This window comes from Streptomyces sp. NPDC056361 (genome assembly GCF_042262805.1).
GTDB lineage: Bacteria > Actinomycetota > Actinomycetes > Streptomycetales > Streptomycetaceae > Streptomyces.
This window is the reverse complement of sequence record NZ_JBHJQI010000020.1, coordinates 70,649-83,477: the sequence shown is the minus strand read 5'-3', so window position 1 is coordinate 83,477 and position 12,829 is coordinate 70,649. Positions and strand designations below refer to the sequence as shown.

The window sequence follows — 12,829 nt, the reverse complement described above, 5'->3', positions numbered from 1 at the left end:
GGCCCCACCCCGGGGCGAACCGGGGTGGGGCCCTTCCTGTTCGTGCTGCTCGTTCAGGCTACTTCTGGACGGTGCGACGACGCCGCGTCCACCACACCAGGGCCGCGCCGGTGGCGGCGATTGCCGCGGCGACGCCGGAGATCAGGCCGATCGGGGTGTCCGATCCGGTGTCGGCGAGGCCGCCGTCCGGGTCCGGCCGGTTCGCCGGGGGCGTCGCGCCCCCACTGCCGCCGGTGTCACCGTTGCCGGGCTTGGTCGGGTCCGGGCCCGGCGACGTGGGCGGATCGGTCGGGTCGGTCGGTGTCGGTGTCGGTGTCGGTGTCGGGTCGGGCTTCCCGTCATCCGTCAGGGCGGCGCCGTTGCCGCCCAGGAACGCGGTGTCGCTGTCGCGGGCGGAGGTCTCGGTGCGCACGGAGTCCTTCGTCGTGCGGGGCAGTTCACGGTGCTGGGTGGTGAACTCGACGCCGGTGATGTTCCGCTTGGGGACCTTTGCGAAGTCGATGCCGCCGACGAAGAACGTGTAGATCCGGCCGTCGCCGAGGGGCCATTCGTAGGTGAAGTCGCCCTTGGTGAAGGACTTCACCATCTCCTGCCACACGGTCCGCTTGTCCCAGTGGGCGTTCTCGCCGCGCAGCGGCCACCGCTTCAGGTCGTTGCTGTTGATGAGGGGACGGAAGTCGGTGGCCTTCTTCGCGTCCTGCTGGCGGATCCACTCGGCCGCGACGCGGGACTTGTAGACGCGGCGCAGGTCAGCGTATTTGGGGTCGGTGTTGATCTGCTTCTCGACGTGCGGGACGAGGTACTGGGTGATCAGCCGGTGGCTGCGCTCCTTCTCCTCCTTGCTGAGCTTCTTCGAGCAGTCCTCTCCCGGTACGGGGGTGGCGAAGTCCATCGCCGCGTGGTTGACCTCCAGCGGGGCGTCGAGGATGTAGATCCCGCCGTCCTGCTCGCGGACCTTCGCCCGGCCGGGAACGATCCAGTTGCGTCCCGATCCCCAGCACGGCACCCCTTCGACCTTGGGGGCGGCGTCCATGAACTCCTTGCCCGGGGACTTCTTGGGGTCCATGGCGCGGGAGAAGTCCCGCTTCATCTCCATGTCGGCTACGAGGAGGACACGGCCGGCGTCGGTTTCACCGAACGCCTTGTCCATGATGGTGTCGGGCTGGTCGGGGTTGAGGTTCACCCACTGCCGGTCCGGGGTGAGCGCCAGCCACGTGAACAGGGCGTCGGAGGCCAGTTCGAGCTTCGCCTGTCCGCCCCAGCCCGGGTTGTCGTCCTCATCGGGCATGAGGTCGGCCTTCATGGAGTAGTCCAGGGCCTTGCCCTTGACCGGGTTGCCGACGTACTGGAGCTCCAGGGTGGAGAAGTCCACCCCGCCCGGGCCCCGGCCGAGCGCGGACCGGGCGTTGTCCGCCAGGTACTGGTTCTGCAACTGCCGGGCCTGGGCGGGGTTCTGTCCCGACCCGTAGGCCATCGAGGCGCCCGGGCCCTGGGTGCCGCGGTTCGGCAGCGGGTTGAACACGTTGTACGTCTTCGTGTACTTCGTCTGCGGCCACAGGCCCTTCGCGGTCGCCCGGCGCTCCGCGATCCGGATCGGGTTGTTCCCCGTCCCCCGCTCCGCCCGCAGCTTGTCGTTCTCGGCCTTGTAGTCGCGGAGGGTGGCCCCGTTCGGCTTCTCCGACGTGAACATCGTCAGGCGGTGCCGGGTGAAGTCGTACTTCGCGTCCTTGTGCCGCAGGATGATCCTGTCGGCCCGGAGCTGGGCCGGCTTGCGCTTCCCGTCGGACTTGAACTCCCCCAGCTCACCGGTGCGCTGGTTGTAGGAGTCGTACCGCCGGGAGGCGATCTTCTTGCCGTCCTTGTCGAAGATCTCGATCGTGACCTCGCACAGCCAGTCGGGGCCGACCATGTTGAAGTCCTGAACCGCCTTGACCTCGAACACGCCCCCCTTCTGCTTGCTGACCTGCGCGCTGATCAGGTTGACCTTCCAACTGCCGAACGGCTTGGGGTTGTTCGACTCGTTCCGGTGCCGCTTATAGCGGGAGTAGATCGCCTTGCGCATGTCCTCCGGGTCCTTGGAGGCCGCATACGCCCCGTCCCACTTGTCGATGTCCGCGCGGCTGCCGGTGACCTGCCCCAGCTCGGCCGCAGTGGGCGCGGGAACGTTCTCGAAGCCCTTGAACGCGTTGTTGTAGTAGTACTCCTCGTCCGGCCCGGACTTCGTCCATTGGTGCTGACCCGTCGGCGCACCCGAGTTGTTCGGCGTACGCGGGATGGTCCTCTTCAGGTGCATCTGATCGCACCGCTTACCGCCGGTGATCTTCGCGTAGTTCCCGGGCTCGGCCGACGCCACGGACGGCAGGCCGACCAGCAGCACCGCCGCCGAGGAAATGACCGCCAGCGCGGCGGATAAGCGCCTTCTCAGGCGCTGTCGTATAGGTGTGCTCACGTAGTGTCCCTGGTCGTGGGGGCCACGGGACTCAAGACTGCTGAGGCAGGCCGAACAAGGGGCCCCCGTACCGTGCCCGCTCCTGCTGGCCCACCACACTAGATGTCGTCAACTCCCCATGCACAAGGCGTTGTTGACGCGTCGTGTGATGACTCCGCGAAGATCCTGCGCGGGTGGCAGAGCGGTTCGGTAGGTTCTGGCCATGACCACACCCCACTCCGACTACGACTCCACCCGCCACCCCGACCTGCTGGTCTGGCTCACCGAACGCCGGGCCGCCTTCGAGAGCTGGGCTCGGGAAGCGGGCGGCGCCGACCGGTTCGACTTCTCCGACGCCTCCCTCGATGCCTTGGAAGGCCTCGTCAAGGAGTCATTCGCCGAGTCGGAGGAGATCACCGCACAGCGCCGCTCCCCCTTCGTCCAGGGTGCCGTGTGGTACATCGGCGAGACCCTGCGCCGACGGCGCGAGGGCTGGGTATGGAAGTTCGAACCGGACGTCACCTTCGGCCTGCTCCCGGCGTTCTATCCGGCGGTCCCGGACCCCGCATACCTGGACACCCCCTGCGTCGGCGCACCCGACGCCAAGCCCGGCGAACACTGGTACCCCCTGAACACGCTGCGCCGACTCCTCGCCACCGAAGACGAGTTCGACAACCCGATCGACGAACGGCTCGTCGGCATGATCGAAGGCTGGTACGACGAAGACGAGGAGGACGACGAGTAACGACTGCTCGTCGTTCCAGGCATGCTCGTCCACGGTCGGGACGGCCTCGCGCGCACGGGCCCACGTGATGCCGTTCGCCGCGGCATCGATGGAGTTGCCGGTCCCGTCTCGGAGCACTCGACCGTCCGGAGCGACACCGAAGCGCCGGATGTGGTCACGTTCGCGCCGAACGAAACCGCCGGGTGGGAGTGGCAGACGCCCCCACCCGGCGGTTTCGATTCTTGCTACTCGAAGTAGAGCCGTCCCTGGTCGGGGCCGTCGAGGAAGTTCGACCAGTACGCGCTCGCAGGTGTTCCACCGTCAAAGTACGTGCCCATGTTCTTGCGCACGCTGACGAGGCCGTCGGTGGGATGCACCACGAGGTCGGCCTTGCCGTCTCCGGTGATGTCGGCGAAGTACAGACGGCCCTGACCCGGCTGACCCAGGAAATTGGACCAGTTCGCCGTCATGACGGTGCCGCCGTCGAAGTACGTCCCCATGTTCTTGCGGACGCTGATCGTGCCGTCCGTCGTGTGGACCATCATGTCGGCCTTGCCGTCTCCGGTGACATCGGCGAAGTACAGACGACCCTGACCCGGCTGACCCAGGAAGTTGGACCACTGGGCGCTCATCAGGGTGCCGGTGTCGAAGCCGGTTCCCGTTCCGTCGTTCCGGCGGACGATGATGTTGCCGTCGGTGCCGTGGGAGATGAGGTCCTTGGTGCCGTCTCCGTCGATGTCGGCGAAGTACAGCTTTCCCTGGCCGGTCTTGCCGCGGAACTGGTCCCAGCCCCAGCTGACTTGGGTGCCCGTGTCGAAGTAGGGACCGGTGGGGTGCTTCTTGCGGATCGAGAGGGTGCCGGCGGTGTCGAGGACGATCATGTCGGCGTAGGTGTCACCGCTCATGTCGGGCTTGCCCGGGGTGCCGCCCGGGGTGCCTGTCGGGAGGGTACGGCCGATCGTGAACTCCGCGCCCAGGGCCGTGCCGTCCGCGGCGGGTGCTCGGCCGGGAATCCCTACGACCGCGTTGTCGGACTTGCGCGCCCAAAGGTCGGACAGCCCGTCGCCGTCCAGGTCGCCCGAGGAGCCGAGCACGGGGTAGTCGACGGCCTTGAGGCCGGTGCCGATCTTCACCCGCTCGCCGGCCGCGCCCCACGTGGTGGGGTCGACGTTGCCGTCGGGGCCCTCCTTGCCGAGAGCGCGGTAGACGTCGCCGGTGGTGTTGTGACGCAGCCACAGGTCCGGGAACGAGTCGCCGTTGACGTCTCCCGGGGCGATCACCGTGAACTGGTCCCAGTCCCCGCCACCGACGAGCACCGGTGCGCGCTCGCCGCCGAGGTCCAGGTCGTGGGTGGCCCGGTTGCCGAAGTACGCCCACAAGTGCTTGGCCTGCTTGACCAGGAGGTCCGGCTTGGCGTCGCCGTTGATGTCACCAGGGGCGATGACCTGCTCGGCGTTGTACCAGTGATCGTCACCGGTCCAACGGTCGTCCTCGCGGGAGCAGCCTTGGTCATCGTCCCTGACCGGACAGGTGACGGTGAGTTCGGTGCGCCGGTTCTCGATGACACCCCGGCCGTTGTTGGGGTACGTCCAGAGCATCTTCCTTTTGGCGTTGGCGTTGTACTCCAGGGAGACGAGGTCGTTGCGCCCGTCCTCGTCCCAGTCGCCGCGGAAGGTGATCTGGCTGTCGGCGAGGGACTTGCCGCCGTTGGCGGCGGCGGAGAACTGGCCCTTGCCCTGGCCGGCGTAGGTCAGCAGGGCGTTGTTGGCGTCCAGGCTCCACAGGTCGTTGAAACCGTCGCCGTTGAGGTCGTTCGGGCCGTCACGCTCCGTGCGCCGGTTGGCGTAGAACAGGTACGGCTCGGTGTCCGAGATGTTGCCGCTGGCATCCGCGCTGTAGACGTAGACCCAGTGCGGACCGGATCCGGGCGGGGTCAGCCACACGGTCGCTTCGGACTCGATCTCCGGCGTCTTCGGGTCGTCGGTGGTGACGGGGACGTCCCGGACGTCCGGCTCCCAGTCCGTGTAGTAGTAGTACTTGCGGACATCGGTGATCCCGTTCGGCTTGAACGTGAAGGAACCGAGCGTCCCCGCCTTGGCGGTGTTGGCGGGCCAGCCCGCCTTGCCGTCGGGGAACACGGTGGACACGACGACGGGCGGCTTGCTCGGACGGGTGCGGTCGACCGTGAACTTGCAGGTCACCGACCATGCCGAGTACGAGCCGTCCTGGTCCTTCGTGCGCGTCTTCCAGGTGTAGTCGCCCGTGGGAAGAGTTGCGTCGGGTACGGCGAGTGTGGCGACCTTGCCTCTGGTGGCGGGGATCGACTGGTTCACAACGGGCGTGCTGTTGCCGGCCTTGAAGACCTGGTATTCCGCGGTGAGGTTGCCGGCGTCGGGATCGTCGTGGAGGGCGTACAGGCTGACGCGGGTGTTGCCGATGGCGCCGCCGGCACAGCCGGTCCTGGGGCTTGTGCCCAGACCGGTCGGCGCCTTGGGCGGGTTGTTGAACTTGGTTTCGAGGACCGCGGTCTTCGCGTCGAACTTCTTCCAGCCGAAGGTGTCGCTCTCGTCGGATGCGTACAGACCGAGGTTGACGCTCGCCCAGCCCTTCGACGCCGCTTCGCGGGCGATGGCCGTGGCGTCGAACTCGAGGTTCCCGGCGGCGCAGTCCGAGCTCCAGCCCTTCGCGTCGTTCACCGTGGCGACCGGAGCCGTGCCGATCTTGGCGGGCTGACGGTTCCACGTGGTCTTGGACGAGATGGGTCCCACGTGCCACAACTCGACGGGGCGTGCGCCGCAGGACCATGACCAGGTGTTCCTGATGCGGAAGACGGAGGACTTGACCTGGGTGCCTCTGATGCCGGCGGTGTCCAGCTGGAAGAACGAACGCGAAAGGCCGTTGGTCTCGTTCTCGTACCCGACGCGCACGACCTCCTTGGTGTTCCAGAAGGAGGTGTTGGGGTACTTCTGGTAGACCCGCGTCCAGTTCTGGCGGGAGCCCCAGGCGAAGGAGGGGTCGATGTAGACCGGATACTGCGTGTCCGCGCCGTCGAGAAGGGCCTGGTCCGGCTTGATCTCGAGAGTGTCCCCGGTCACCGTGGTGGGCATCTGTGCGTCCTGCGCACCGGGCGCCGGTTCGAACAGGTCACCGGGTGCCGTCTCCACCGCGTCGGCGGTCGCCACGGCCCTGGAGGCGAACGAGGCGACAGTGCCGCCGGCCGACGAAGTGGAGTCCCACATCAGCGGGGTCGGGCTGGTGAAGACGGTCTGTCCGGCCGGGTCGACGGCGTTGATGCTGCCGGTCTCCGGGTCCTTGGCGACGGTGACGCCGACCGTGTCCAGACCGAACTTCAGAGTTTCCAGTTCGGGGTTCTGCGCGGCTTGCGCGGTCTTGACGACCAGCAGCTGCGAGAAGCCCTCCACCTCGGCCTTGAGCTGAAGGTCGACGCCCGGCAGCACCTCGGCGTACGTGGCCACGTTCTCGGCGAGCGTGGGCTTGGGCAGGGCCTTGGGCCAGGTGAGCGTCAGGGTGCGGCCGTCCTTGACTCCGGAGAGCAGGGGGCCTGTTCCTCCCCCCGAGAACGTCACTGCCACCGAGGACGCCTTGGGGGTCACGCTGCCGTCGGCGGTGAAGACCAGGGTCGGATCGGTCGGCACCCATGCCCCGGCACGCAGCATGCGCACCGGCGTGCCGTGGCGCTTCACGGACCAGGTCCCATCGGGCAGTGCCCACGTGTCGGACGACTCGGTCCGCACGGACTGGAGCTCGTAGGGCCGGCCGGTGGCGGCGGCCTGTTCGAGTGCGTACTCCTCCTCGCTCTTCGAGCCGTCGGCGACCGGATCCGACGACGCGGCGACCGCGACCGCGGCACTTGCCGTGCCGGGCAGTACGACCGCAGCCGGTATGCCCACACCGACCGACAACGAGAGCGAGACCGCCCCGGAGACCCATCGGCCTCCGCATGCTCCTCGTGTGGGTCTTCTCTTGCTCACAACGATCCTTTCGTCAGCGCGGGCAGCACTGAGGACCGCCCGCAGAGGAGGGGCGGGGAGCTCGGGGATCGACGAGACATGGCGCGCCTGTACCGCTGGGGCACCACGGCGTGTCCGACTCCCGAACTCAAGCCGCCTGCACGCTTCGTCGGGAAGCCCGCACCGCGCCTGCACAGCATCCGGGTGTTCGCGACACCGTGCCGATTCCTGCAACGGGCATGGTTCGCCTCGGTGAAGGCATCACCCCGAGGTTCACGTCGGCTGACGCTTTCGCGCGCCTTCGGTAACCGCCCCCCATTACTTGATCATCCGAGAATAACAGCAGGTCGGAACGGCGCAAGGGGCCGTTCTTCTTTCCCTGTGGGCTCGTTGGGGCGGCTCTGTCGGGAAATTGACGTCCCTGTTCTTTATCTTTCCATCGGCCCTTCTTGCGCCTTCCGCCCCGGAGGTGGTGTCGTTGTCAGGCGCCTCTCGCCCGCCCGTATCGGGAGGGGTCGCGTTTACACCTCGATGAGGCGATTGGCCTCACTCCTTCCGGTACCGACGACCGGCTCACCGTCACGGTTCTCCCCCAGCACGGTTACTTAGGAGCACTCATCAAGCCGGGCCCGGGACCGACGGGCCGCACGAGACAGGTGACGGACATGCGTACTGAGGCCGCCAAGCGGGTCGAGCTGGTCTTCTCCCTCTTCGACGCCAATGGCAACGGAGTCATCGACTCCGGCGACTTCGACCTCATGACGGGACGCGTCCTGGAGGTGGCGGTCGCATCGGACGACGGTGCCAAGGAGTCCCTCCGGACCGCGTTCCGCCGCTGGTGGACGACGCTGGCGACCGAACTGGACGTCAACGGGGACGGCGTGATCACCGTCGACGAGTTCCGCCCCTTCGTGCTCGACCCCGAGCGTTTCGGCCCCACGATCACCGAGTTCGCCGAGGCGCTCTCCGCACTCGGCGACCCGGACGGGGACGGCCTGATCGAGCGCCCGCTCTTCCTGTCGCTGATGACGGCGATCGGCTTCGAGAAGGCGAACATCCACGCGCTCTTCGACGCCTTCGGCCCGGACGCCGAGGACCGCATCACCGTGGCCACGTGGGCCGCCGGCATCGAGGACTACTACGCACCGGAGCTGGCCGGGATTCCCGGCGACCGGCTGGTGGGCACGCCGGCCGTCTGACACGGCCCGGCCCGGTCGCGAGCATCCCGGGGCGGCACCGGCCGCCCCGGGATGCCGTCGGCCGGGTGGACGTCACGGCCCGGGCTTGTGGGCGAAGACCCACCGGTTCCCCTCCAGGGCGTCGTTCGGCTCGGGGAGGGGACCGCGTCCGTGCCGGCGGGTGAAGTCGAAGGGCGTGCGCATCGACGTGGACCAGCCCTTGGCCGTCAGGTGACCCGCCGAGTCGGGGCGCGGTCCCAGGTCGAAGAGGTCGAGCAGGTCGATGCCGATCTGTTCCCGCGTCGCCGTGTAGATCGCACTGTCGCGGTACGCCAGCAGGTCCTTCTCCAGCTTGGCCTCGAAGGCCAGGGCGCCGCCCCCGGTGGTCAGCCGGTCCACCGTGTCGATGAGGTACGTCTCGGCGGGGCTCGGCAGGTAGAAGAGGAGCCCCTCGGCCAGCCAGACGCTCGGTGCGGCCGGGTCGAAGCCGGTGGAGGTCAGCGCGGTGGCCCAGTCCGCACGCAGGTCGACCGGTACGGGGACGCGCTTCACCCTTGGGGCGGCCGACAGGTCCGTGAGCACCTGGTGCTTGAAGGCCAGCACACCCGCCCTGTCGATCTCGAAGACCACGCAGTCGGACGGAAGGTCGAGCCGGAAGGCACGCGTGTCGAGGCCCGCGCCCAGCAGGACCACTTGACGGGCACCGTCGAGGACCGACCCGAGGACGAAGTCGTCGAGCACCCGAGTCCGCAGCCCGAAGTAGCGGGCGAACCTGCCCCACAGCGGGTTGTCGTCCCCCTCCGGAACCTGTCCGATGCGTACCGGCCAGTCCACGCACGCCGGGGCCGCGCGTACGAAGTGTTCGGCGTGGACGTCCTGGGCCAGACTGTCGTGGCGGTGGGTCTCGATCGCCCGGGCCGCGGCGACCAGGAGGGCGGTCAGCCCCACACCTCCGTCCACGCCTTCCGCGTCGACCTGCCGAGTCACCGTGGCGGCCGTGTCTCCTCCGGCAGCAGGAGGGGAGGACTCCTCGGTGGTGAAGGTTTCGCTCATCGGTCTCTTCTTTCCGGCAGCAGGACGGGTTTGACCACACGGCCGGCGTCGCAGTCGCGTTCGGCCTCGTTGATGTCGGCCAGCGGGTAGGTGCGGATCAGCTGGTCGAAGGGGAAGCGGCCGGCCCGCCACAGGCCGGTCAGCCGGGGTATCAGCAGTCCGGGCACCGCGTCCCCTTCGCAGATGTGGCGGATGCCGCGACCTCGGTCGAGCGTGCCGGGTTCGAGCGCCAGCGGGGTGTGGAGGCGTGCCACGAGGCCGAGGGTGCCGGTGGGGCGCAGTGCTTGGAGCGCGTCGTTGATGAGCGGGGCCGAGGCCGTGGTGTCCAGGGCGTACTGGGCTCCGCCGTCGGTCGATCGGCGGATCCGCTCGGGCAGTCCGTGCGATCCGGCGGACAGCGGGGTCGCGCCGAACCGTTCGGCCAGGTCCAGCCGCTCGGGGTGCCGGTCGACGGCCACGGTCCGCATGCCGGCGGCAGTGGCCGCCATGACGGCGGCCAGGCCCACCGCTCCCGCGCCGAGGACCGCGAGGGTGTCGCCGGGTCCTGCGGCGAAGGTGTTCAGTACGGCTCCGGCACCGGTGAGGAAGCCGCAGCCGAGCGGCCCGAGCAGTTCGAGCGGCAGGGCGGGGTCGACCCGGACGGCGTTGCGGGCCGGGACGAGCGCGTACGCGGCGAAGGAGGACTGGCCGAACCAGCGGGGGGCCAGTGCCTTTCCGGCCGCGTCGGTGAGGCGCGGTGGTTCCTCCTCCCGCCCGCCGAAGAGGTTGAGGGAGGCGAAGGAGTCGCAGTAGGCGGGGGCGGCGGCGTGGCAGTTCCGGCAGTGTCCGCAGGAGTCGAAGCTCAGCACGACGTGGTCTCCGACGCCGAGCGCGATGCCGGGGCCGCCGCCCGTCGCCACCACGACCCCGGATCCCTCGTGGCCGAGGACCGCGGGCAGCGGGCTGCGGCCGGCCGATCGCCGTACCGCGAGGTCGGTACGGCACATCCCGGCTCCCGCGATCTCGACCAGGATCTCGCCGGGGCCGGGCTCCGTACGAAGGGCCACTTCCTCGACCGTGAACGGGTCCTCGTACGAGCGCAGTACGGCCGCCTGGAACCTCCTCGTCACGCCTCCTCCTCCCGCGGGCGGTGGACGACGAACGGCCGGAGGTTGCCGTAGAGGCCCCACGGTCCGCCCGCGACGCCGACGCCGCTGTCCTTGACGCCCGCGAAGGGCTGGGCGAGGGAGAGTTCGGCGTGGTGGTTGATCCAGGCCGTGCCGCATTCGAGCCGGTCGGCCACCGCCTCGGCCCGGTCGAGATCGGTACCCCATACGGAGCCGCCCAGTCCGAAGCCGGTGCCGTTGGCCGCGTCGACGGCTTCGTCGAGGTTGCGGTACGGCAGGACGGGCAGGACCGGTCCGAACTGTTCCTCGGTCACCACCGGGCCGTCGGGCGGGACGTCGGTGAGGATCGTGGGAGCGAAGAAGTAGCCCGCTCCGTCGAGTCGGTGGCCGCCGGCCGCGGCCCGGGCGCCGGCCGCCACGGCCTGCCGCGTGACCTGCTCGACCCGGGCCAGCTGGGGTGCGTTGTTGATCGGACCGATCCGGGTGTCCGGATCGAGTCCGGACCCGACCGCGACGGCCTTCGCGCGCTGGGCGAGGACTTCGACGACCTCGGCGTGGAGCCTGGCGGGGGCGTAGACGCGTTTGACCGCCATGCAGACCTGCCCGCAGTTGCGGAACGCGGCCCAGAACAGCCGGTCCGCGATCCGTTCCACGTCGACGTCGTCCAGGAGGACGGCGGCGTCGTTGCCGCCCAGTTCCAGGGTGACCCGGGCGAGCGAGGCCGACGCGGCCTCGGCGACGGCCCGACCGGTGGGCACCGAGCCGGTGAAGGTGACGTGGCGGATGCCGGGGTGGGCGGCGAGACGGGCACCGAGGGGTTCGCGGCCGGTGACGACGGTCAGGACGTCCTCGGGCAGGACGGTGGCGAGGACGGAGCCGAGCAGCCGGGTGGCGAGCGGGGTGTGAGGGGACGGTTTGAGGACCACGGTGTTGCCGGCCGCGAGCGCGGGGGCGAACTTCGCCGCCGCGAGCTGGAGCGGGAAGTTCCACGGCACGATCGCGGCGACGGGCCCGACGGGTCGCCAGCGGACCTCGCTGTGCACGGGTCGACCGTCGTCGATCCGGCGGGTCCTGGGGGCCAGGTCGGCGAAGTAGCGCAGCCGGGCCGCCGTACGGGCGATTTCGGCGTACGACTCGGCCAGGGGCTTGCCCTGTTCCCGTGTGAGGAGTCGGGCGAGGTCGTCGCCGGCTGCTTCCACGGCGTCGGCAGCGGCGCGCAGGGCGGTGGTGCGGGCTGCGGGGTCGGTGCGCCAGCCGGGCCAGGCCCGCTGGGCCCGGGCGACCACGTCGTCCAGCTCGTCCGGCCGCTGGTCGGGGGCCTCGTCGAAGGCCTTCCCTGTGGCCGGGTCGAGGACGGCGAGGCGTGCGGCACGACGCACGGGGACGCGACCGTCTTCTGGTGTCGGCATCCCGGTGGTCAGTTCACTGCCGAGGTGCCGACGGCGTGCTCTCGGGCCTGCCGGTCCATCTCCGCCCGGAAGGCGGCGACCAGATGCGGCCGGATCCTCCCGGCATTGCGGTCACCGCCCGCGCAGACCGCTCCCCGCACGCCCACGATGTCCGTGCCGATGCGGGTCAGCGGACCGAGATCCGCCTGCTTGACGCTGCCCGCGAGGGCCGCGAGCAGACCGGACGCGTGGGCGCGCCGGACGAACTCGGCGCAGGCGTCGGGCGGGACGTGGTCGAAGAGCCGCGTGCCGTCCTTGATCGCGGTGTCGAGCATGGCCGCGTCGGCACCGGCGCGGGCGGCGATGTCGGGCAGGGAGAGCGGGTTGACGCAGCCGATGCGGTGGGCGTCGGCGTAGCCCGAGGCGACGACGAGCGCTTCGGGGCGGTGGTCCTTCACCGCGCGGACGACCGCCCGCATGACCTCGACGCCCTGCTCGGGAGTCGTGCAGCCGTACAGGCCGACCTTGATGTACGTGGCGCCGGAGACGACCGCGCCGAGCGCGGCTTGCGCCACCGTGCCGGGCTTGTACGGCACGTCCCCCACGGTGGCGGACACCGGCTTGTCCGCCGGCACCGCGTCGCGGATCTCCCGGATGACCCAGGGGAAGTTGGCGCCCAGCGAGCCCTCGTCGGGCTTCTTGACATCGACGATGTCGAGGTGGTCCGCGGCCTTCGCACAGTCGAGGGCTTCCTCTACGCCGTCCGGGGAGATGAGAAGCAACACCATGAGCTCCTTCCGCCCGCATGTCCGCCTGGCCGAGGACAGGGGTGCGGATCACCTGGTTCATGTGCGGTGCGCTCATCCTTTCCGTCGCTCCGTGGGCACCGGTAGGGCGCGCGGAGCTCCCCGGAGGCGCGTGAAGGCACGCGCGTTACGCGATGTGCACCGGGCGTGCACCGGCGTCCGCCGAACCCTGCCA

The 12,829-nt window shown here is 69.6% G+C and carries 8 protein-coding genes; 2 read left to right on the top strand and 6 right to left on the bottom strand.

The window, feature by feature from the left end:
- Positions 1 to 58 precede the first annotated feature (58 nt).
- Positions 59 to 2,377, bottom strand: coding sequence for a hypothetical protein (locus ACFCY7_RS09420; protein WP_376482850.1), 2,319 nt, complete (start codon positions 2,375 to 2,377; stop codon positions 59 to 61).
- 274 nt (positions 2,378 to 2,651) lie between these two features.
- Between ACFCY7_RS09420 and ACFCY7_RS09415 the strand changes: the two genes are divergently transcribed.
- Entirely contained in the window at positions 2,652 to 3,173 is a 522-nt protein-coding gene (locus ACFCY7_RS09415) for a hypothetical protein (protein WP_376482849.1), read from the top strand.
- Between the two features lie 224 nt (positions 3,174 to 3,397).
- Here the strand turns inward: ACFCY7_RS09415 and ACFCY7_RS09410 are convergent, their stop codons facing one another.
- Positions 3,398 to 7,063, bottom strand: coding sequence for an FG-GAP-like repeat-containing protein (locus tag ACFCY7_RS09410; RefSeq protein ID WP_376482847.1), 3,666 nt, complete (start codon positions 7,061 to 7,063; stop codon positions 3,398 to 3,400).
- 725 nt (positions 7,064 to 7,788) lie between these two features.
- On the opposite strand from ACFCY7_RS09410, the gene ACFCY7_RS09405 reads away from it, so the two are divergent.
- Entirely contained in the window at positions 7,789 to 8,322 is a 534-nt protein-coding gene (locus tag ACFCY7_RS09405; RefSeq protein WP_376482845.1) for an EF-hand domain-containing protein, read from the top strand.
- Between the two features lie 72 nt (positions 8,323 to 8,394).
- Here ACFCY7_RS09405 and ACFCY7_RS09400 read toward each other — a convergent pair whose 3' ends face one another.
- The 4 genes from ACFCY7_RS09400 to ACFCY7_RS09385 are packed head-to-tail and all read right to left on the bottom strand — an operon-like array spanning position 8,395 to position 12,633.
- On the bottom strand, positions 8,395 to 9,354 hold the full coding sequence (locus tag ACFCY7_RS09400) for an SAM-dependent methyltransferase (RefSeq protein WP_376482844.1): 960 nt from the start codon (positions 9,352 to 9,354) through the stop codon (positions 8,395 to 8,397).
- On the bottom strand, positions 9,351 to 10,463 hold the full coding sequence (locus tag ACFCY7_RS09395) for an NAD(P)-dependent alcohol dehydrogenase (protein WP_376482842.1): 1,113 nt from the start codon (positions 10,461 to 10,463) through the stop codon (positions 9,351 to 9,353). The genes ACFCY7_RS09400 and ACFCY7_RS09395 overlap by 4 nt, the downstream gene beginning before the upstream one ends.
- The gene (locus ACFCY7_RS09390; protein ID WP_376482841.1) at positions 10,460 to 11,869 is read right to left on the bottom strand and encodes an aldehyde dehydrogenase family protein; all 1,410 of its coding nucleotides are present in this window, start codon (positions 11,867 to 11,869) and stop codon (positions 10,460 to 10,462) included. Before ACFCY7_RS09390 ends, ACFCY7_RS09395 begins: the two co-directional genes overlap by 4 nt.
- Positions 11,870 to 11,877: 8 nt before the next feature.
- Positions 11,878 to 12,633, bottom strand: coding sequence for a (5-formylfuran-3-yl)methyl phosphate synthase (locus ACFCY7_RS09385; protein ID WP_376482853.1), 756 nt, complete (start codon positions 12,631 to 12,633; stop codon positions 11,878 to 11,880).
- Positions 12,634 to 12,829: the final 196 nt, after the last annotated feature.